This window comes from Pseudomonas sp. 05N431 (assembly GCF_056397005.1).
Map to the genome: position 1 here is coordinate 117,829 of NZ_JBFTMN010000012.1, position 21,543 is coordinate 139,371.

The following is a 21,543-nucleotide window of genomic DNA, read 5'->3' on the forward strand; positions in this document are numbered from 1 at the left end:
TTGGCTGGAACACTTTTGGGGCAAGGGTTTGGTGGCAGGCGATTTTTTTGAGAGCTTTTGCGATGGTGTGATGGCTGTTACTTGAGCATGGAATTACGCCACGCCGGGACGCTCGGTAACAATTGGGTGTGCTTTGGAAACAGCCCTTCGGTCGTCAAGGTGCAGCGAACCGCATACCCTTGACAGCCAAAGGACAGCCTTGGAGTGCAACATATTTACTTCAGGTTTTTCAGCACCGTGGCAAGTACCTCACCGCTCCGTACCTGTTCGGTGACACTCACCATGTCCGAATAGAATGCACGATCGTTGTCGGCTACCGGTACTCGGCTGCGCACCAGATCATAAACCGCCTTGGTGACGCTGGAGGCCTTGTGTACATCATGGAAGTCCAACGCCTGACAACCCACCAGCAATTCAATCGCCAGTACGGACTCCAGCTTTTCGGAAACCTTGTAAGCCTTGATGGCGGCGTTGTAAGCGAGGCTGACCAGATCCTCCTGGTTGCCGCAGGTCGAGAAGCTGTCGACAGAGGAGGGGAATGACAGGGTTTTCATTTCCGCATACAGGCCAGCCGCCGTGTATTGAAGGATCATGTACCCGCTGTTAAGGCCCGGGTTGCGCACCAGGAATGCCGGCATTTCACTGAAGTGTGAGTTGACCATGCGGTCGATACGGCGCTCGGAAATCTTCGCCAGGTTGGCCAGCGCTACGCATAACGTATCCGCTGACATACCAATATAGGTGCCGTCGAAGTTGGCGCCTGAGATGGCAATGCCATCGCCGTCGTCAAGAGGGTAGATGACCGGGTTGTCGCCCGAGGAGTGAATTTCGTTCTCGATATTTTCGCGTGCGTAATCAATGAATTTTTTCGAAGCTCCATGCACCTGAGGAATGGCACGCAGGCTGTAGGCGTCCTGAAGCCGGTAATCGATGTTTTCGGCGATCAGTTGGCTATCGTGCAGCATCGCCTTTATATCCTTGGCGGTTTGCGCCTGCTCTTTGTGTGCTTTGACCGAGTGATAACGAGGGTCGAATGCGCGAATCGTGCCCTTTAACACTTCAAGCGAAAGCGCCGCGGCGACATCGGCAAGGGAGGCTGTCTGCATGGCGTTGTAGAGTGCCAGTATCGCGATGGCGGTCACGGACGTGGTGCCATTGAGCAGGGCCAGTCCTTCTTTGCACTGCAGGTCTGTCGGCTGCAGGCCAACCTGTTCAAGCGCGGTGGCGCCGTCCACCCATTCGCCGCCGTTGACCCTGGCTTTGCCTTCGCCAAGCAGTACCAATGCCAGGTGCCCCTCGACTGCCAAATAGCCCACCGAACCTTCGCCTGGCGCAAACGGAACGACTTCGTTGTTGAGCAGGCCTGCAATCAGCTCTAGCAACTCCAGGCGCACCCCCGAAAAACCTTTACCCAGGCTGACCAGAATCATCAACTGGATAGCACGAACCTGCTCACGCTTGAGCGGCTCGCCCACTGCGACGGCGTGGGAGCGCACGATGTTGACCTGGAGTTCCTTGGCATTCTGCGCAGAAATCACATGCCGAACGTTATCGCCAAACCCCGTGGTCACTCCATAGACCAAGCGATTCTCATCGAGGAAACGCTCAACCAAACCCCGGGATTTTTTCACGCGGTTCTTGTAGGTCTCGGAAAACGACACCCTGGCTGAATAACGGGAAACAGCGACGAACTCTTCGATGGAAGGTTCTCTATCGCCGAGGACGACCTGAGTGATTTGCTGAGGATGAGTTTTCATTGCGAACTCCCAAGAAACGAACTGATTGAGGGGGCTGGGCCGACTGAGCCATCGCTCGATTGAGCGTGCAAGAAGACTAAAGTGATTGTTGAGTGAAGAAAATATGGCAATTTCTGTTAGTTTTATTAGAATTTCTAAACTTAAAACGCTTTCGGGACCTTCGCATCGTCATGAGTCGTTTACCGCCGTTACGAGCCCTCCAAATATTTGAAACCGTCGGTCACTGCGGCGGTGTATCCCAAGCCGCAAAGCGATTGAACATTTCTGTGGGCGCTGTGAGTCAGCAGATGAAGTTGCTTGATGAGGCGCTGGGCATGAGCTTGACGGTCAAGGAGGGACAGCGTTTGCGGCTGAACGCCATTGGCCAGCGTTTTCATGCGCGGTGTTCTATAGCCTTTGAAGAGTTGAGAGCCGCCGTTTCCGAAGTAGAGCGGTCGAAAAACCCCAACCATTTGTATGTCAGTGGCCTGCCTTCTCTAATGACCAGGTGGCTGGCGCCTCTCACCTACGAATGGCAGCATGAGAATGGCGATCTCGACATCTATCTGGATGGCACGCTGGCGGATACGTCAGAGGAGGAAAACGCAGATTTTCGTATCGGTTATGGCGAACCTGGCAACTATGCCGAGCATAGCGTTGTACTGTTCCGCGATTGTGTGGTGCCGGCATGTTCACCGACACTTTTAGGTCATACAGGCCATGTGGAGCATGCCGGCGACCTGCTTCAATACCCACTCATCCGTATCGATTCGCGGCCGAAATTTGATTCGCCCCCCTCTTGGGCCGAATGGTTTGAGCTGGAAGGCGTCGCCGTCGAGCAGGCGATAGCCATACGTCGCAGTTTTTCTTCGTCGAGCATGGCTATTCAAGCCGCCATCGATCACCAAGGCATAGTACTGGCGCAGTATTCGATGATTGCCCGTGACATCGATGAAGGGCGCTTGATCATTCCCTGGCAGCGAGCCATGCCTCTTCCTTCGCCGTATTACCTGAGTTGGCACCCGAACACTTTGCAGAAAACCCAATGTCGGGCATTTCAACGCTGGCTGATTGGCCGAGGGAGAGCACAAGAGGAAATTTCTGATTCCTTGATTCGACGTGATGTTGTTCACGCCGGGGTGTCGTCGAGTTAACAGACCTTCCAGTCAGCGCGCTGCTCAAAGACATAGAGCGCGCGATGGATATTGGCTTTGGCAAATGCATGGAAAAAGCCCTCGTAACTGAAAGGTTGCGGGGGCTTTTTCGTTTCCGCTTCGACACGATATCCGCCATGCGATCCCTGGCTGATTGCATGGGTATGTGCCAAAAATACGCCTTGTAGGTTTTTGTATCAAAGAACATGCAGTTAGGGAAAAAATATGCCATCATTTTGACATGTGATGGATCCCTTACAAAAAACTCTTGGATACGCGGCTGACTTGCCTGATGGGAAAGCCTCGCTCAAAGATCAAGCGATATAGCTGTGTTCGTAAGTTTTTGTGAGAAGGATGCTCGAGTTTTAATTAAGGACTGATTTTGACAATGAACGAACATACCAGATTTCCAACAGTGTCTAGCTCGGATGAAGTCGACTTGATTGAGGTGTTTCGAGCAATTTGGAAACAAAAATATATAGTGGCGGGGTGCGTAGCTTTATTTGGATTGTTAGCACTGGTTTATTGTTTTATTGCCGCTCAGGAATATCAGGTCAGTAGCGTATTGCGCCCGGCAGCCATCAACGAACTTGATATGTTGAATCGATCAGGGGTTTACAAGCTCCCCCCAAGTGAAGCGCTTTCGAAAGTGGGGATAGCGCTTGAATCTTACGAAACGCGCCTGAACTTTTTTCGCGCCAATGAGGAGCTTTTCAATAAGTTTAAAGTACCGGGTATGACGCTGGAGCAAAGCTTTGAGGCGTTTAACCGTAACTCGATAGCGCTGACCCTCCCGGATCCTAAAAAAAATGATCTGCTGAGCGCTTTCATTCGGTTGGAGTTGACGTATCCAAAAGATATTAATGGTGTAGAGATTCTCAACGGGTTTGTTAACTTTGCAATCGCTGCTGAACGTCAGAAAATTGGCATCGACCTAAAAGTGATTATTGATAATCGACTGCGCGAGCTCAATGAAAAACTCGAGGCCGCCCGTTCCGCTTACAACACTGAAAAAGAGGCGAAAATAGCGTCCCTGCTTGAGGTGGACACGCTTAAGCGTGCTCAGTTGCAGGACGAGCTCAAGGCCTTGCGCCTACAGTTGAAAACTGCACGCAGTGATCGGGTAGCTCAATTAAATGAGGCGATCAGCATTGCCAAGGCACTGGGCATAAAGAAGCCCGCGACACCCTCATCTTTGGCAGACTCTGAACGCCCCGGCTCAGGCAGTGTGATGCGCACTGAAGTCAACAGCCAGCAAATCCCGCTTTACTTTATGGGCACTGACGCGCTTGAAGCGGAACGTGTGATTTTGCAGCAGCGAAAGTCGGATGATTTCACCGAGAAGCGTATCGCGGAGATTGCCAAAGAGTTGCAGTTGCTTCAGGTTAACCGCCAAGTGGAGGTGCTGAATCAGCGTGCAAATGAAGATGTCTTCCTGCACGACGTGGAGCCTCTGCGCTCTGAAATAGCTCGTTTGCGTAACTTTAATGTCGACATGAGTAATGTCAAACTGGTGACCATTGACCAACAGGCATTGCAGCCGTTGGGCCCTGTCAAACCAAAGAAAGTACTGGTCCTTGTATTGGGTTTGATGCTGGGTATGCTCGTTGGGGTGGCTTTGGTAGTTATTCGACATTTTGCTACGGCGCGACGCACCCGTACGGGCATCATGGACGTTATTCGCTGAAGGGCTTTTGGTTTTCCAAATACAATAAAGAACCCCGGCCAATGCCGGGGTTTTTTATTGTCGTTGGAACGGCTTAGGCCGTTGCAAGGCTCGGCCGAATCCGCGCCGAACGAACCGCGGTCACCAGCGCCAGAATCGGCGCAATGGTGAACAGCGCAAATAGCCAGCGAGCGGCGTTTGCAGTGCCTTCCATGTTGCTCGGGTCGTTGAGCCCAGCCATGTTGGCGATCATCCCGGCCAGTGCGGCGCCGAGTGCGGTGGCGAACAGTTGTACGGTGGTGATGGACGATGCTGCCGAGTCCTGGTCTTCGGCCGAGGCCACTTGCAGGACCCGGGTCAGCAGGTGTGGCCAGCCGATGCCGATGCCGAATCCCACCAGGGTCAGGGCAATGCAGATCGGGGTGAGCAGTGCCCAGTCTCCGCCACTGTTGAAGGGGGTAGCGACGGCCAGGATGATCAGCCCGACCAGCACGAACACCGGGCCGCTGATGATTGCGCGGCGTACGCCACGTTCGCGCCAGCCGGAGCTCATCACTTCAGACAACGTCCAGCCAGCCGCCATGAGGGCCGCCAGGTAGCCGGAAATCAGCGGTGTCTGCCCGTGCAGGGTTTGCAGGAAATACGGTACGAAGATCTCGCTGGTCATACCGATCACCAACAGCCCCATGGTCGCGTACAGCGCACAGAGTGGAGTATTGAACCGCAAGGCATCCTTGGGCAGCAGGCGGGTCAGGGTGCTGGATTCATGGCGAACCAGGAAAAACACCAGCAGCAGGCAGAGGCCTATGCCAAGCAGGTTCCAGGTCGGAAGCGACGAGGCGCTGCCGGCGCATACCGAGAGCACCGCGGCGGCCAGCAGGAACAGTTGCAGCAAGGGCAAACGGCCCACGGCCGGTTGGTTCATGTCCCGTTTTGGCAACACGTTGCTGGTCAGCAGGACGTACGCCAATGTCACCGGGACCAGCGAACCAAAGGCTAAACGCCAGGCATCCATTTCAGCAAAGATGCCGCCGATGGCTGGGCCGATCAGGGTGGCGATCCCCCACATGCCCGAGACCAGGGCCATGGCCCGAGGCCAGAGGCGTTCTTCGAACACCAGCTGAATCATCGAGTAGCACAAGGCGAACATCAAACCGCCGCCCAGACCTTGAACCGCGCGACCGACCAGCATCACCGGCATACTCGGCGCCAGTGCACAGATGAGGCTGCCGGCGAGGAAAAATAACGCGGCTATTGCATAGGAAACGCGTGGCCCTGTGCGTTGCAGGACTTTGGCCGTGAGTGCGGAGCCGAGGATCGATGCGACGACGAACAGTGTGGTGTTCCAGGCGTACAGGTCGAGCCCGCCGATTTCCTTGACCACTGAGGGCAGGATCGTCGTGGCGATGTAGATATTGATCGCGTGCAGCGCAACGCCTCCTGACAGAGCGATGGATCGCGCGGCGTTTTTTCCGGAGAGTAAATCGCTCCAGCTGCTTTCTTCCGTAGACATACAACCTCCTGCTGTGACTCGCGACCCGGCGGATTGCGAGAGTCAATTGCCTGATTTCAAGGCTTGGGTTAGATTTACCAAGTAAATTCTTTAAATATTGAAGCTGCGGGGTCCGTTGTTTGTCAAGAAAATACTTGGAAAACCAGACTGAAGAGTCGATGTCGCCCGCCGACCGACTGCTTCACATGCTCAAGACCCGCGGCCCGCAGCTGGCGGCCGATGCCGGACGCGCGCTGGGCACCACGGGGGAAGCGGCGCGCCAGCAGTTCGTCAAGCTGGCCGCCAGTGGCCTGGTGGAGGCTCAGTCCGAGGCCCGAGGCGTCGGGCGCCCGTCGCAGGTCTGGCACCTGACGGCGGCCGGCCATGCACGGTTTCCCGATACCCATTCGGAACTGACCGTGCAGCTCTTGCAGACCGTGCGCGAGACCTTCGGGCCCGAGGCCATCGATCGTCTGATCGATGTTCGCGAGCAGCAGAGTCGCACCTTGTACCTGCAAGAACTGGCCAGCGCCGAGACCCTTCAGGAACGGGTCAAACGCCTTGCTGCCCTGCGTGCCCGTGAAGGCTATATGGCCGAGTGGAGCGAGCAACCGGACGGGGCGTTCGTGTTTATCGAGAACCATTGTCCGATCTGCGCGGCGGCGGCCGCGTGCCAGGGTTTCTGCCGTGCCGAACTGAATGTGTTCGAGCACGTTCTGCAAGCCAGGGTCGAGCGCGTGGAGCACATTCTGATGAATGCCCGCCGTTGTGCTTATCGCATCACTCCGGTCTGAAGAGCCCCCGAGTGACTCATTTGCGGCACACCAGCCCCACCTGATCGCAATTGCGCTGGAAGTCGTACCAGTACTCTTCACCAAATTCGTCCAGATGCTTTTGCGGGATCATCGGGACAACCCATTCGAAGTGACTGAAACCGGCTCGTCGAATGGCCCGCTCGTAGACCTCACGGCTGAGGCGATAGAAGTGGAAGGGCACCGGTGGCTCGGTGACGAACTGCGCATCACAGGAGAAACCGCCCTCTATCGGCTCTTCACTGAGGATGGTCAGGCCGTAGCGGGTGAAGTTGCAGATCCCCAGGCGGAAGTCCGGGTTCGAGGTGTAGGCAATCAACCGACCGCCAGGCAGCAGGCTGTCGTGGATATTGACCAGCATCCGCACCAGGGTTTCTTCGCTGTCGGCGTAGCACAGCAGCCAGACAGCACTGACCAGATCGAAGCTGCCCAGGTGAGGCATCAGGGCCACGTCATGCACGTAGTACCGCAGGTTCGGCAGGTCCTGGCTGTCATTGATCGCCAGCTTGATCATTTCGCTTGAAATGTCGACACCCACCACTTCGTCGGCCCCGCGCTCGATCATTTGCCGGGCGAAGAATCCATGGCCGCAGGCCAGGTCGAGCACTCGCTTGTTGTTCACGTCGCCGAGCATGTGGAAGAAGGTATTGACCTCCACCTCTCGCTCGCTGGCCGTGCTGATGGCCTGGTCAAACTTTTCGCCGATACCATCGTAGATCGCCACATAACTATTCATGGTGCGGGTTTCCTGGGGAGTAGGGAGATACAGCAAAGTCCGGCAACCGCTGCCGGGGATGAGGTCCGGCAACGGTTGCAGCGGGGGAAGGTTACTGAGCGGGAATCACCGCCTGCCATTTGGGCAAGGCGGCCTCCAGGCGCTTGCCGAACTCGATCAGCCGCGCTTCCTGCCAGTGCGGGGCGACGATCTGGATACCGATCGGCAAACCGCTGGCTTCATCGACCCCGGCCCGAATCACCAGTACTGGTGATCCGGACAGGCTGAACGGGAACACGTAGTCATACTGGTGACGATCGTCCATGGAGCGGCCATGCTCGAATGCGACCGTCGGGTGGACCGGCGTGATCAGCAGGTCATGCGTTCTGAAGAACGCCGCCAACTGATAGCGCATGCGATCGAGGTTGTTCCAGTCGAGCTTCACCTGGTCGATGCTGCATTCGATTTCCTCGCTCCTGGCCAGCAGGCTGTTGAGGGCCGGGGTGAAGGACTTTTTGCCAATGTCGCTGAACAACTGTTTCCAGCCCCTGGCCGAATCGCCGCCAGTGATGAACAGACGCCACAGCACATCGCAGGACTCTTCGAGCATCGGCGGTTGCTCGTCGCTGAGGCTGGCGACAATCTTGCCGGTCAGCTCGCGTACCGTATCCAGCGTGCGGGTGACGGCGGGCGAGGGTGAAACCCGTGAGGTTTCATACAGGAAGGCTACCCGCAGTTGGTCCAGCGGTTTATCCGGACCTTGCCAGGGCACGTCAACGGTGTCCGGGTCGTGCCCGTCGGGGCCGGCGATCAGTCGGCCCATGACTTCGACGTCGGCGACATAACGACCCATCACCCCGAAGCTGGAGGTGTGATGGAAGAGTCCGGAGCGTTCGCGTGGAAACTGTCCGGTCAACGGTACTCGGCCTTGTGTCAGTTTGAAGCCGCAAACCCCGTTGAAGTGCGCCGGGATCCGCACGCTGCCGCTGGCATCCGACGCCAGCCCGGCCGGGGAAATCCCGGCGGCAATGGCGGCGCCTTCGCCACCACTGCTGCCGCCGGCCGAACGGTTCAGGTCGTGAGGGTTGCGGGTCAGGCCGTAGACGAAATTGTCGGTTTCAAAGGCCATGCACAGCTCGGGGACGTTGGTCAGCCCGATGATGATTGCCCCCGCGGCGCGCAGACGGGCGACGGCAGTGGCATCGTTCTGACTGGTGTGACCGAGAAACTCGGTGAGCCCGCGCGACAACCGATAACCTTCGACATGCAACACGTCCTTGATGGTGATCGGCACACCGTGCAAAGGCCCCAGAGGCTGGCCCCGGGAAACCGCGGCGTCGGCCTCGCGGGCCTGCGCCAGGATCGCCTCGTCGGTGTGTTTCTGGATCACCGCGTTGATGGCGGGATTGCGTTCGTGCAAAGCCTGCAAGTAGTGCCGGGTGATGGCTTCGCTGGTCAGGGTTGAATGACGGATCAGCGAGGCCATTTCAACCAGGGATAGATCGTCCACCCGAATCATTGGTCTGCGCTCCGTGGGGTCATGGCGTAGGGGATGCGGTAGAGGTTGCGGATGATCGGCGTCATCAGTTTGAGCATCCAGCGCGGCTTGCTGGCAACGGCCTCGAGAGATTCTTCCAGGGCCTTGAGGACCTGGCTGATTTCCTCGGTGCTGATGGTCAGCGGTGGATAGAAACGCAGCACTGGTGCCGAGGCTTTTTCGTTCATCGAGTGCCCGGAATGCACGCCGCGCTTGGTCAGTTCCATGCTGATCAGGTTTTCCCAGACTGCGCCCTTGAGGCGTAAACCGGTCATCAGGCCAATCGCTGGCGCGTCGCTGACGATCTGCGGGTAGGCTTCGGCCAGTAGCTGCAATCCCCGGCACAGCTGTGTGCTGGCGGCCTGGGACTTTTCGATCAGTTGGCCTTCTTCAATCGCACGGATCGCGGCCAGGGCCGTTTCGCAGGCATAGGGCAAGCCGCCCTGGCCACAGACCTGATCTTCAAGAGGGTCGAGTGGCTGCTGGTCGATCAGGGCGCGGCTGTACATCACCGCCGCGATGGCTGCATAGCCGCCGGTCAAGCCCTTGGACAGCACCATGATGTCGGGCACCACGTTGTCGTAATCGACGGCGAACCATTTGCCGCAGCGACCGAACGCAGTCTGGATTTCATCGGCGATCATCAGGCAGCCGTGGGCGCTGCACAACTCGCGGATCCGCGTGTTGTAGCCGGCTTCGGGCAACGTCAGGTGGGCACCGCCGAGGATCGGCTCGATGTAGACCGCCGCCACCTGGTCGGTGATGGCGTGTTCCAGGGCAGCGAAGTCGCCGTACGGAATGAAGTCGACCGTCAGGCGGTTCAGGCCATGCTGGTTGCTCTGGTACTGCTGGCCGAGGATCGCCATGGTGGTCAGGGTTTTGCCATGGTAGGCATTGCGCATGACCACGATCCGTTTGCGCGGCAACTGCCGTTTGAGCACGTAGCGCAAGGTTTGCTCGATGGCTTCGGCACCGGTCATGGTGTAGCGCACATCGCCCCACTCGCCGGGCGCCAGACGCTTGAGGGTCTCGCTCAACTGGTGCTGCGAGTTGTGGGTCAGCCCCTCGGGTTGCCAGGCCATCCGGTTCAGCTGACGCTGGCTGGCATACTTGACCTGAGGGTTCTGGTGACCGACTAGGAATATTCCATAGCTGCACGCACAATCGATGAAGTGCTTGCCGCGATGGTCGGTGACGATCGCCCCTTCGGCAGAGCGTTCGATGCCGGTATTGGCAATGCGATAAAGCTTGGCCGCCGAAGGCGTCCAGTGTTTGTAGCAGTCATCCACCAGGCGATTAAGCAGCATGTTGCAAGGTCCTTTTTATCAGGCGTGCGGCGTCGACGACGCGCTCCGTGCGCGCGACCAATGGGCAACGCAAGAGCAGTTCGCGCCCGCTTGGCCGGCGAATATGCACACCGGCGGCGTACAGTGCCTGTTGCGCCTCGACGGCTTGCTCGGTGCTGGCCAGCGGTACCTTGACGATGCCACCGATGGCCCTTGCGTTGAGGTCGGCCAGTTCGGTGGCCAGCACCTTGCCGTTGTCGAGACTGCGCTGGTCCAGTCGCTGTTCCTGCGCATAGCGCAGGGCGGTCTGTGCCGCGATGCACGATGGCGGGTTACCCGCCGTGGTGCTCCCGTGTTTGGCCGGTGTGGCTTTGCCGTAGGCCTTGTAGGCCAGCGCATGGCTGCAGGTGTAGGTGCCGATGGGGATGCAGCCGCCGCCCAGGCTTTTGCCCAGGACAACGATGTCCGGGCGCGCACCGGACAGGCTCTGCGACAGCAGATGCCCGACGCTGCCCAGGCAGGTGTCGACGTCATTGAACAGGGTCACAATTCGCTGGCTGTTGGCGATCCGTTCCAGGCTGGCGATCAGCATCGGGTCGACCGCTTCCAGCAGTCCGTTGGCAGCCGTGCGCAACGGGCCGTAGCACAGGGCAAAACAGTCCTGCCAGATCGCCATGTCAGGCAGGTCGTGCACCGAGTCGACGTGCACCACCTTGATCCCCAGAAACTCCCCGGACTCCGGATAAAGCTCGGGGGCGCTCAGGTAGCGCCCATAAGACAACGAGCCATACGCCACGCCCCCCACGGCGATCACCGTACGCCGATGGGGGTTGATCGAACGCGCGAGTTTCAGCGCACCTTCAAACGCCTCGTCGCCAGAGTTGCAGACATACGAGTTCTCCAGCCCTTCGGGCATGAACTCGCTGAGTTGCTTGCACAACTCGATCAACGGCTCGGACAACAGGACACGGTTGGACAGACCGATTTTATCGACCTGCCGACTCACGGCCTGCACCACCTCGGGTACTTGCAGGCCGAACCCGCCACTGAGGTCAATCAGTTGATGGCCGCGGTTGTCGATGAAGCTTTCATACTGGCCTTCGACGGCCCAGGTCTGCCCCGGGTGATTCGTCAGGGCGGCCATTACCGATAGCTCAGCGCATTGAAGATGCGACGCTGGTCATCGATGATCGCTTGCCGGCCGTGCATGACCCGACGGTTGTCGATCATCACCAGGTCCTGGTCCTGCCAACCCACGGTGTGGGTATTGCGTTCGGTGACTTCGGTGATTTCCGCCAGCAGGTCGGCGGAAATCTCTTCGCCGTTCTCGAAGTCGATCACCGGTTTTTCGTAGTTGAAGGACGGCCCGAGAATGCTGTTGGCAAAGGCCGGGTGCTCACAGAAACTGGAGACCTGGCACGCCGGGACGCTGTAGGCATAGGCCACGCAATCGGTGCCTGGGTTGTATTCCATCCGGGTATTGGGATCCTGGCCGATGATCTCGCTCAGGTGCTCGAAGCTGGCGTCTTCCAGCTGCTGGATTTCCGGTTTGTAGTAGCAGACGATCTTGCGCCACTTTTCGCCCGGCACCGTGCGGCGGTAGCGGATACGGCTGCTCTCGAAGCGCTGGCGGGCCTCTTCACTGAGTTCCTGGTAGACCTTCACTCCATCGCACAAGGTAGTTTGCGAACCTTTGGTGGGGGCGATCTCGCAGAAGAACCACGTCAGGTCCGGCCAGATCGGCGCGTTGCCGTTTTCGCAATGCAGGCCTACGGCATCGGTGCCGGCGTCCACCAGTTGTGCGACGCCTTTGGCGATCACCCGGCCCGGGTCCAGGCTCAGGCGCGAGCTGTGTTTTTTCACGAAGGTGCCGAACTCGTCCAGCGACTGGATGCAGTTGCGGAAGATAATCACGCCGGCGTTCGAAAGCTCTTCGAAAACCGTCGCAGTGTCGGCGTTCAAGGCATACGCGCGATCGGTGATGACACTGGCCTGATAAATGGATTGAGTCATGTCGCTAGTCCTTTAGTGAGTACATGTCTGACGATGCAGGTCGGTGGCGTGGGCTCTACGGGCCGGGCCGTTGAGGGTATAGAGGCTTTGCAACTGCGGGGCGTCCGGCGCCAGTGGCCAGATGGCCTGCGGCAGCTCGACTTCCGAGAAGCGCTGTTGCGCCCAGTCCTGGGTGTGCTGGTGATCGAATTGCGGTCCGACGCTGAGCACGATCGCCAGCTGACCGTCTGCGGTCATGAACATCAGCGCATCGTTCACGCCGGTTTGCTCTTTGAACTCCAGCTCGATTTGCTCCGGAGAAACATTGCGACCGTTGGGCAGGCAGATGATGTTTTTCTCGCGTCCGGTGATGAACAGGAAACCCTCGTCATCGAACTCGCCGAGATCGCCGGTGCGCAGCCAGCCATCCTCGGTGAAGGAACAGGCGCTCGGATCGACCCACGAGTAGCCCTGGAACATCGAGGTGCTTTTGATTTCTACCCGTTGCTGATCCGTCACCCGGACCTGAACGTGCGGCAAGGGTTTGCCGACGCTGCCCAGCTTGCTGTTGGCCGGGGTGTTGACGCTCACCACCGAACCGTTCTCGCTCAGCCCGTAACCTTGATGAACCTGAATACCCTGCGCGCTCAGGCGCTGCAGTTTTTCGCTGCTGATCGGAGCGCCACCGGCGGTGATGTACAGCTCGTTGCGCAACAACGACAGCAGCTCCGTGTCGGTGTTCTGCTCGGCCACTTCAAGGAGCACGTCGAGCATGATCGGCGGTACGGTCACCGCGCTCGCACGGGTTCTGAGCAGTTGCGCCAGAATCGCCGAGGTGTTGTAGCCGGCCTCGCCGATCAGCGGCGTTTGCTCGTCGAGGAAGTACACCGTGCCGCCGGACAGCAGCGGCAGGTAGACCGCCGTGATCTGCTCGATCAACAGGCTCAACGGCACCACCGACAGGTAGCGTTTCTGAAAGGAGGCCGGAACCACGCCGAGTAGCGATTGCAGCACGGCGCTCAGGCCAGCCAGGCTTTGCTTTACGCCTTTGGGCTTGCTGGTGGTGCCGGAGGTGTGGATGACTTTGCAGGTCCATTCGGCATCGGCGCTGTCGATGAAGCTTGGGCCTGCCGGCACCGGAACCGGGGTCTCGAGTACGCTGGGCACGTGGACTACGCGGCTGGCGTTCAGGTCGATTTCCCAGCGCTTTTCCAGTGTCTCCCGGCCTTTGTCATCGACCAGGAAGCCCGAGCATTCGAAAGCCAGGTGTTCGGCCTGGTATTTGCTGAAGCCCAACGGCAGCGGCAAGGAGGTGAAGCCGAAGAGCAGACAGGCGAAGTCGGCGATGACCCAGTCGCTGCTGTTGCGCATGACGATGCCGATGGTGCGCTTTTCGTCGGTGAACTGACGGTTCATGTGTTGCCCAAGCTGCCGGGCATGCTCCAGCACCTGGGTGTAGGTCAGGCGGCGCCCACCCGTGCCGTCTGCCGCAGGAATATCGACGACGCAGACCGCATCCGGTGTGCGTTGGGCCTGGGCCAGCAAGTCTTCGACGAAATGCGTCATGCTGCTTGCTCGCTCTGCACGTCGAGTCGGAAAACGGTCTTGAGGACGGTCTCGTGATAGTGACGCTTCATCTCGCCCAGCTTGATGTAGCCGGTGATGGGCGTCTGCTCGTAGTAGGAGCCCCATTCGACTTCCGCTTGGGGGGTCATGCGTTGCGGGTCGGCATCGCAGATCTTGTGGACCTTGACGTTGCAGTAGCCCATCGATTTGATCAATTGGGGTGTGCAGGTGCACAGCACGTAGCGTGCCCCCATGCACCAGGTCACCATCGAGAGCATGTTGAACAGGGTCTGGCCGGCAGTCGAATTGATCGACGCGGTATTACCGATTTCGACGATGGCGTCGCGTTCGATCCGGGTGTTGGTGATTCTTGAAAGCGTCTCCTCGGACGGTGAGTCCAGATAACATTCGGACAATAGAGGGCCTGATTTGGCGAAACTAAAACCGGCACACGACTGAATGGAGTCATTGTTATCGAATACGATTAAAAAGTACTCGGGAGATGGCTCGATGATGGCGTTAAAGGCTTTCATGTACCGACGTTTTACAAAGTCAACGGCGGACTTCCAGAGTTGGGTGTTGCGTTTGGCTACTTGAGTACGCATGTAAGTTTTCCTTTCTTTTCTGCGTGAGTCGATAAACGGATTGTTGAGTTGTCTGGTTGTTCTGGTACACGAGTGCTAATTGATCTTGTTGTTATTGATGGCAACAGGGGCTCTTCCATGGCGCCTGTAACAGCCTGGTGTAATCAGCTGATTTGCCCTGTTCTTCGAAGGCGTTCGTTCACACCGGGAGGCCTGTTGTTTTTAGACTTCCACTCGTACCCACAGCTAAAGCCACAGCAGTCTGTGGGACTTTCTGGTCGGGAACGATGGTTGGCGTAGTTCGGTGTATCAGTGAAAAGTGAGTCCTTTCGAAGTGGTCATTAGACAGCGTCCTGCTGAGATTCAATTTTTCTCATAAGTGGCTTGATTGTTTAAAGTGAATTAATTGGCCGGTACCTATTCAGAATCTTCATGTGAAGCATGACACCGCTGCCGGGTGCTTCTTTCACGGGCAAAAAAACAAATAAAAACAGGGTGTTGATTATCGCGTCTTAGTTATATGACAGAACAAATACAGGCGAGGGGGAATATCGGAGGATATGAGTCCGGGCTGGGCCCGGACTCGGAGGGGGGGATATTCGATCAGGCGGGGTGTGCCAGCCAGGCCAGTTGCGGGCCGTCGGGAACGATTCGTGTCGGGTTGATGTGGTTGTGGGAGTAGTAGTAATGCAGCTTGATGTGTTCCATGTCGATGGTGCGCCGAACGTCTTCGCGTTGGGTCATCCGGCACAGGTAGTCGTACAGGGCCGGGTAGTCTTGCAACGGGCGCAGATTGGCCTTGAAGTGCAGGCAATACACGGCCTCGAAACGAATCAGCGTGGGTAACAGGAACAGGTCGGACAGTGTCAGGCGGTTGCCGAACAGGTAGCGCTGGTCAGTGATACGCGCTTCCAGTTCGTCCATGGCGTTGAAGAACACAGTAAACGCCTCGCTGTAACTCTGCTGGTCGCTGGCAAACCCCATGTTGTAAACCATGCGATTGACGCGCGTGTGCAACCAGTCGTTGAGGCTCGCGATTTCGTCGCTCAGGTCGTCGGGCACCAGTTCCATGGGCGTCTTCGCCAGCGGCAACAACCGGGTCGCCATCTGCCAGGCGAGGTCTGCGGAATCGTTATGGACGATCCGCTCCTGGTGTTTGTCCCACAGCACGGGCACCGATTGATTGCCGGTGAAGCCGGGGCGGGAATGTTCATACAGGGTGGAGAGCAGGGACACTTCTTCGTGCAGAGGGTCCTGGTCCACGCTGTCGAATTCCCAACCCCGGTCATGGCGGCGAGCGGCAACCGACGAGACATCCAGCACACCCTCAAGCCCCAGTACGCTCATGACCAGATAGGCACGGTGCGAAAAGGGGCAAGCCTGCGAGATGTACAAATGGTAACGGTCGGTTTCGGCCACGAGTTCCGAGAGAAACAGCTGATCGTTGAGGGTGTTGTTCACCGCTTTGGTCATGTTACCTCCCTTGCGAACCAACCATTTTCAGGCGAGGTCGTTCGCCCAGTTCGTTGATCGCCTGGTCGATCTCGTGGCGCGCTTGCTTGAGACCCTTGGCCAGGCTTTCTTCACCCATGCCCAGGCCTTCGGCGTAGACGTATTTGATCTGGGTCAGGCCGATGAAACCGAGGATCTGCGACAGCCACAGGGCCAGGGTGTCCGGGCCATTGCTGTAGATGCCGCCGCTGGCGGTCAGGACGTACACCGGTTTGCTGTCGATCAGGCCGACAGGACCGGTTTCGTTGTATTTGAAGGTCACGCCGGAGATGACCAGATGATCGATGTAGGCGTGGATCAGCGAAGGTGCGCCGAAGTTGTAGCGCGGCAGGCCGATGACGATGCGGTCGGCTTCGTTGATTTCTTCGATCAGTTCGTTCGACAGACTCAGGGCCTGGTGCCCTTCATCGTCGCTTGGCTCGCGGCCGTACAGCGCGGCCATGGTGTTGCCATTGAGGTGGGCAATCGGTGTCTTGGCGATGTCGCGAACGACGATGGAGGATTCAGGAATGACTTCTTTGAGCTGGTCCAGGAAGTAGTCCACCAGTTGCCCGGAAAAACCACCATCGGTTTTGATCGACGAACGTATCACCAGTATTTTTTGACTCATGGCTTTCTCTCTCACGTAATGCAGCGGCTGTTTGAGAGGAAGTTTTGAACAATCGGAGAGGCAGGAATAGCGCATAAATTCAGGTTCACCCACCCATGCCATTCATGTATTTCTCAAGGCCCTTCTTGCAGGGGCTTTGTCGGTGTTTTGGGGCGTGAACGTTGACGCAACTGAAGTGTTGGAGGAGAGCTGGAAAGCCCCGGGAGCGGGGCTTTCGAGGGTTACCACTGATGCTTTAGGCGGAACTTGCTTAATTGCGCAGAAGCGATTTTAGTTCGGGTCTGATCGCTGTTTATTTTCCAAGCGGCCGCTTGAGTAAAAATCAGGTTTCGGCCGTTTCTTACAACTTCGGCCTCAATGATTACTTCGCTGTGCAGGGGCGTGGCAGACATCAACATGCTATTGAAACTGTTGGTCAGCGCATATTCATCGGGCCCGAGCAGCGGCAGAGTGGCAAGCATGCTCACCACATCCAGCATCGAGTAAATGACCCCGCCGTGGAGCGTGTGGCTGAGGTTGTCGATGGCCTCGCTGACCACCAGTCGACATTGGCAGAACCCTTCTCGTTGCTCCACCAGGCGCAAACCGCAGTAGCGCTGGTAGGCGTGTTCCAGCAGCGCACTGGAATGGGCGGCGGCGTGTTCGCTGATTTGGCTCATGTCCCTGCTCCTATAAAGATCGTCCGATGATGTCCAGCATGATTTCGTGGGTGCCGCCGCCGATGGCCAGCAGGCGCGCGTCGCGATGGATTCGCTCCACCAGGGCCGGTTCGATGCAGCCGTGGGCGCCATGCACTTGCACCGCGCCACGAGCGATCTTCTCCAGCACGGCGACCGCCTGGTTCTTGGCGATGGCTACCCGGCGTGGATCGAGAGAGCCCTCGGCCATCCAGTTCACGGCCGATTCGACATAGTGCTGCGCCACCACGAGTTCCGCGTGGTACTCGGCCAGCCGTTGGCGGATCACCGATTTGTCGAAGAGCGGCTTACCCCCCACCTGACGCTGTTTGCACCAGTCGATGCCGGCTTGCAGCGCCATGTCGGCGGAGGTGATGGCCATCACCGCGAGATTCAGGCGTTCCTGCAGCAGGCTGTTTTGCAAGATGCGACCGACCCCTGAGCCTTGAGTGAGACGGACCACCGGGGTGTTCTCAAAATGCAGGTCGGTCAAGGGCAGACACCGCCAGCCGAGGCAGCGCAGCGAGGTGCGCTGGATGCCGGGGGCATGGCCTTCGGCGAGAAACAGCGCCAGACCGTCCGGCGAATGCGCGATCAATAACAGCCAGTCCGCGCGTTCACCGTTGCAGACGAAGGCCTTGGTGCCGGTCAGTCGGTATTGCCCGTTTTCAAGGACGGCGCGACAACTCATGCCGCGCAGGTCCGAACCGGCCTGGGGTTCGGTCAGCGCCAGGGAAATACTGCATTCACCGCTCAACACCGCCGGCACCACACTGCTCGCAAGCTCTGGGGCACAGAGTTGCAGCGCCTTGAGGCTGACAAAGTGTGAAGCCAGGCCCATGGTGATGCCCTGCGCGCCGCTGCGGGTCAGCTCCTGCACCAGGATCGCCACGGCGCGTGGATCATCAGGCAATCGGGTCTGGTCCTGACCCAGTGCCAACAGGCCGGTAAGGCCTGCGCGCTGGTACAGTGCCGGCGGGTAGCCGCCCAGGGTTTCCCACTCGGCGACATGGGGCGTGATGTGTTCCGCGACAAAATGTGCGACCCGCTTGCGAAAGAGTTCGCTCATGGCAGTTCCCTCAAAAAACCGTGGTCAGGGCCAGGTCCTGGAAGCGGTTGACGATGGGGGAGATGCGCGTCGGAGTCATGGCGCGGTCTTCCTCGAAGTAATACAGGTCCGTCATGTCGCTCATCACCTTGAGCATCGACCGTGAGCGTTCCGCGGCGCGAATCTCGTAGCGTTGCAGGGCGCTGTCGAGGTTGTCGTCGCAATGGCCGATCAGCGCCTGGGCCAGCATGAAGCCGTTCTCCAGACCCAGGGTCAGGCCATAGCCGAGGGTCGGCAGCATCGCGTGGATACTGTCGCCGAGCATCACCACCCGTGAACGATGCCAGGCGCCGTCGCCGGTCAGGGCGGTCATCTTGTGGGTGAGGATGTCCGACTCCTCGGTGGCGGCAATCATCTGCACCACCTCGCTCGGCAGCTCGGCGAACAGTTTCAGCAAGCCGGCCCGATCATGCAGGGGCTGGTGATGATGCTGATACGCGGCGAACCAGTAGCGATAGTTGCTGTGGGCATCCAACGGGTAGGTCACCACCCGCGAGAAGGCCGAGGTGAAGATCTGGCAGCGATCGGACTTGAGCAGCTCCGAGCCGAAATCCACCATGCCGCGGCTGGCCACCAGCCCGGTGTCGTAAGGTGCAAGGTTCGGGTTGATGAATTCGCGCACGGTGGAGCCGACGCCGTCGGCACCGATCACCAGGTCGAAGTCTTCCTCGCTGTTGTCGCTGAAGCTCACCCGGGTCTTTTGCCCCAGATCCTGCAAGCGGTTGCAGCCCATCTGAAAGCGCACGACGCCGTCGCCCAGTTCCTGCAACAGCAGGCGGAACAGCTCGGTACGCCGAAACATCATCGCCGGTGCGGGGATCCCCAGCCCGCTCGGTCGCACTGGCTGGCTGTGGATCAACCGGCCTTCGCGTGAGTAGGTGTCGAGGAACTCGATCGCCTTGCCGTGCTCGAGGAACTCGCGGTTATTGAACAAAAAGCGCAGCACTTGCACGCCTTGGGGCCAGACGTAGATCCCGGTGCCCGAGTCGCGAGGACCCAGGCTGCGTTCATACACCGTACAGGACAGCCCGAAGCGTTTGAGCATCAGCGCACAGGCGAGGCCATTGAGGCCTGCGCCAATGATCGCGATTTTCATGCCGCGACTCCTCGTGCCCACTGCGGGTTGACCGTGGCTTGCATCTTGTAGCGGCGCTGCAACAGGCAGAGGCTGGTCAGCTCCATCAGCATCGGATCGAGCAGGCCCTGTTCCAGCGCTGTCAGGCCAGGCAGGCGATCGAGCAACTGACGGACTTTCGCCGCATCGAAGAACGGCAGGTTGTCCAGCTCGCTACCGTGCAGCACGTCCTGCACCAGTTGATACAGACGACCTTGCTGCTGCAGCGTGGCCGGTGGCGCGCGGAAGTAGTGCTTCTTGCGCTCATACAAGGCTTGCGGCAGGTAAGGGCGCATGGCTTCGCGGAAGATGAACTTCTCGGTCGAGCCACGGACTTTCATCCAGACCGGCATCTTGCAGGCCAGCTCGACCACGTGGTGATCGAGCAGCGGCACGCGGCCTTCGATGCTGTTGGCCATTTCCATGCGATCGCCCAGGGTGGTCAGCACGAAGTTCGGCAGGTACGACTTGGCCCACAGGTACATCGATTTGTGCACCGGGTCGCGACCTTCGAGCTGGTTGTGGTCGAGGCGGTCGAAGAACTGGCGATATGGGTCGATCCCGCTGAAGTGATCGCGGAAGTCGCTGCTGTACAGGCTTTCCAGCGCCTTGAACCAGCCGGCCTGATTGTCCAGCCAGGACACGCCGTGGTTGAGCTGATTGATCATCCAGTGGATGTCATCCGGCATCTCGGAACGGGTGTAGCCCTGTTCATTTTCCTGGATGCGCTGGCGCAGCTTGCTGATGACCTGCGGGTCCTGGCGCTCGACGTTGTACAGCAGCATGTCACGACGGAAGTGCGGGTAACCGGCGAACACTTCATCGGCGCCTTCACCGGTGAGCACGACTTTCATGCCGGCCTTGCGAACTTCCTGGCTGAGGATGTACTTGGCCACGCCGTGGGCATTGAAGAACGGGGTTTCGTTGTGCCACAGCGCCTGTTCGAAATTGTCCGCCAGGTCATCCTGGGTAATTTCGATGGTGTGGAAGCGTGCGCCGTTGTGCTCGGCGGCCAGGCGGGCGAAACGGTTTTCGTCGTAGTCTTCCATGTCGGTGAACGACAGGTTGAACGCATCCAGCGGCTTGCCCGTCAGCTGCGTGGCGAGCCCGAGCATCGCCGAGGAATCGATGCCGCCGCTCAGGTAGACACCGATTGGCACGTCGGCACGCAGGCGCAGGCGCACCGATTCTTCGACGGCCGAGCGAATTGCCTCGATCATGCCCTGTTCGTCGGTAGGGTCCGGCGCATCCTTGCGGGCGAACTCCATGTCCCAGTAACGGCCGCCCTGCATGCCGCCGTTATCCACCAGCACCCAGCAACCGGGTTTGACGCTGCGCACGCCCTTGAATAGGGTGTGGTCGCGCAGGTAGAACGCGCGGCTGGCGTAAGCGTCTTCATCCCACTCGCAAGGCACGCCGGCCGCGAGGATGGCTTTGACTTCCGAGGCGAAATACCAGGTGCCTTCGTGTTGGGTGTAGAACAGCGGCTTGATGCCCAGACGATCACGCACCGCCAGCATCAGGCGACGCTGACGGTCGAACAGCACGAACGCGAACTCGCCGCGCAGGCGTTTCAAGCCGGCCATGCCGTAGCGACGGTACAGGTGCAAGGCGATTTCGCTGTCGGATTCGGTCTTGAAGACGCAGCCTTCGGCTTCCAGTTCCAGGCGAATGCGCTCGTGGTCATAGAGTTCGCCGTTGACCACGATCACCAGGTCGCCTTCGTCGGCAACGATGGGTTGTGCGCCGTTGTCGAGACCGATGATGCTCAAGCGCGTATGGCCCAGTGCTGCACGTCCAGCCGGGTCGCGCCAGACACTACTTTCGTCCGGACCGCGGTGGTTGATGCTCTGAAGGGCGTCGGCCATGGCCTGTTCGGACATGACTCCTGGAGCGGCTTGATACATACCGATGAAACCACACATAAAAATTTTTCCTTTAGAAAATCAATAATGTTGGCGACGCTTCACTGCGTCTGCTCC

At 58.6% G+C, this 21,543-nt stretch carries 18 protein-coding genes; 3 read left to right on the forward strand and 15 right to left on the reverse strand.

The window, feature by feature from the left end; all coding sequences use genetic code 11:
- Positions 1 to 215 precede the first annotated feature (215 nt).
- On the reverse strand, positions 216 to 1,757 hold the full coding sequence (locus tag AC1DIG_RS20790; protein WP_477768790.1) for an HAL/PAL/TAL family ammonia-lyase: 1,542 nt from the start codon (positions 1,755 to 1,757) through the stop codon (positions 216 to 218).
- 92 nt (positions 1,758 to 1,849) lie between these two features.
- Between AC1DIG_RS20790 and AC1DIG_RS20795 the strand changes: the two genes are divergently transcribed.
- Positions 1,850 to 2,890, forward strand: a complete 1,041-nt coding sequence (locus AC1DIG_RS20795) for a LysR substrate-binding domain-containing protein (RefSeq protein WP_477768791.1) — start codon at positions 1,850 to 1,852, stop codon at positions 2,888 to 2,890.
- A 388-nt stretch (positions 2,891 to 3,278) separates the two neighbouring features.
- On the forward strand, positions 3,279 to 4,577 hold the full coding sequence (locus AC1DIG_RS20800) for a Wzz/FepE/Etk N-terminal domain-containing protein (RefSeq protein WP_477768792.1): 1,299 nt from the start codon (positions 3,279 to 3,281) through the stop codon (positions 4,575 to 4,577).
- A gap of 73 nt (positions 4,578 to 4,650) precedes the next feature.
- Here the strand turns inward: AC1DIG_RS20800 and AC1DIG_RS20805 are convergent, their stop codons facing one another.
- Positions 4,651 to 6,069 carry an MFS transporter gene (locus AC1DIG_RS20805; RefSeq protein ID WP_477768793.1) on the reverse strand — a complete coding sequence of 473 codons (1,419 nt, stop codon included), beginning with the start codon at positions 6,067 to 6,069 and terminating at the stop codon, positions 4,651 to 4,653.
- Between the two features lie 134 nt (positions 6,070 to 6,203).
- Between AC1DIG_RS20805 and AC1DIG_RS20810 the strand changes: the two genes are divergently transcribed.
- Entirely contained in the window at positions 6,204 to 6,842 is a 639-nt protein-coding gene (locus AC1DIG_RS20810; RefSeq protein WP_477768794.1) for a helix-turn-helix transcriptional regulator, read from the forward strand.
- 16 nt (positions 6,843 to 6,858) lie between these two features.
- On the opposite strand, the gene AC1DIG_RS20815 is transcribed toward AC1DIG_RS20810, so the two are convergent.
- The 13 genes from AC1DIG_RS20815 to asnB form a co-directional block, all read right to left on the reverse strand.
- Positions 6,859 to 7,596 carry a class I SAM-dependent methyltransferase gene (locus AC1DIG_RS20815; RefSeq protein WP_477768795.1) on the reverse strand — a complete coding sequence of 246 codons (738 nt, stop codon included), beginning with the start codon at positions 7,594 to 7,596 and terminating at the stop codon, positions 6,859 to 6,861.
- 91 nt (positions 7,597 to 7,687) lie between these two features.
- Positions 7,688 to 9,094, reverse strand: coding sequence for an amidase (locus AC1DIG_RS20820; RefSeq protein WP_477768796.1), 1,407 nt, complete (start codon positions 9,092 to 9,094; stop codon positions 7,688 to 7,690).
- A complete protein-coding gene (locus tag AC1DIG_RS20825) occupies positions 9,091 to 10,419 on the reverse strand; it encodes an aspartate aminotransferase family protein (protein WP_477768797.1) in 1,329 nt (442 codons plus the stop codon). The genes AC1DIG_RS20820 and AC1DIG_RS20825 overlap by 4 nt, the downstream gene beginning before the upstream one ends.
- A complete protein-coding gene (locus AC1DIG_RS20830; RefSeq protein WP_477768798.1) occupies positions 10,409 to 11,542 on the reverse strand; it encodes an aminotransferase class III-fold pyridoxal phosphate-dependent enzyme in 1,134 nt (377 codons plus the stop codon). Before AC1DIG_RS20830 ends, AC1DIG_RS20825 begins: the two co-directional genes overlap by 11 nt.
- Positions 11,542 to 12,411 (reverse strand): TauD/TfdA family dioxygenase, encoded by an 870-nt coding sequence (locus AC1DIG_RS20835; protein WP_477768799.1) that lies wholly within the window; start codon positions 12,409 to 12,411, stop codon positions 11,542 to 11,544. The genes AC1DIG_RS20830 and AC1DIG_RS20835 overlap by 1 nt, the downstream gene beginning before the upstream one ends.
- A gap of 12 nt (positions 12,412 to 12,423) precedes the next feature.
- The gene (locus AC1DIG_RS20840) at positions 12,424 to 13,956 is read right to left on the reverse strand and encodes an AMP-binding protein (protein ID WP_477768800.1); all 1,533 of its coding nucleotides are present in this window, start codon (positions 13,954 to 13,956) and stop codon (positions 12,424 to 12,426) included.
- Positions 13,953 to 14,561 (reverse strand): thermostable hemolysin, encoded by a 609-nt coding sequence (locus AC1DIG_RS20845; RefSeq protein ID WP_477768801.1) that lies wholly within the window; start codon positions 14,559 to 14,561, stop codon positions 13,953 to 13,955. Before AC1DIG_RS20845 ends, AC1DIG_RS20840 begins: the two co-directional genes overlap by 4 nt.
- Before the next feature lie 582 nt (positions 14,562 to 15,143).
- On the reverse strand, positions 15,144 to 16,013 hold the full coding sequence (locus AC1DIG_RS20850; RefSeq protein WP_477768802.1) for a glutathione S-transferase C-terminal domain-containing protein: 870 nt from the start codon (positions 16,011 to 16,013) through the stop codon (positions 15,144 to 15,146).
- 1 nt (position 16,014) lies between these two features.
- On the reverse strand, positions 16,015 to 16,662 hold the full coding sequence (locus AC1DIG_RS20855; RefSeq protein ID WP_477768803.1) for an FMN-dependent NADH-azoreductase: 648 nt from the start codon (positions 16,660 to 16,662) through the stop codon (positions 16,015 to 16,017).
- A 221-nt stretch (positions 16,663 to 16,883) separates the two neighbouring features.
- The gene (locus AC1DIG_RS20860; protein WP_477768804.1) at positions 16,884 to 17,321 is read right to left on the reverse strand and encodes a PaaI family thioesterase; all 438 of its coding nucleotides are present in this window, start codon (positions 17,319 to 17,321) and stop codon (positions 16,884 to 16,886) included.
- A 10-nt stretch (positions 17,322 to 17,331) separates the two neighbouring features.
- Entirely contained in the window at positions 17,332 to 18,408 is a 1,077-nt protein-coding gene (locus tag AC1DIG_RS20865; protein ID WP_477768805.1) for an acyl-CoA dehydrogenase family protein, read from the reverse strand.
- 10 nt (positions 18,409 to 18,418) lie between these two features.
- Complete coding sequence (locus tag AC1DIG_RS20870; protein ID WP_477768806.1) at positions 18,419 to 19,543, reverse strand: FAD-dependent monooxygenase; 1,125 nt, start codon at positions 19,541 to 19,543, stop codon at positions 18,419 to 18,421.
- Positions 19,540 to 21,486, reverse strand: coding sequence for an asparagine synthase (glutamine-hydrolyzing) (gene asnB / locus AC1DIG_RS20875; RefSeq protein ID WP_477768807.1), 1,947 nt, complete (start codon positions 21,484 to 21,486; stop codon positions 19,540 to 19,542). The genes AC1DIG_RS20870 and asnB overlap by 4 nt, the downstream gene beginning before the upstream one ends.
- Between the last annotated feature and the right edge of the window lie 57 nt (positions 21,487 to 21,543).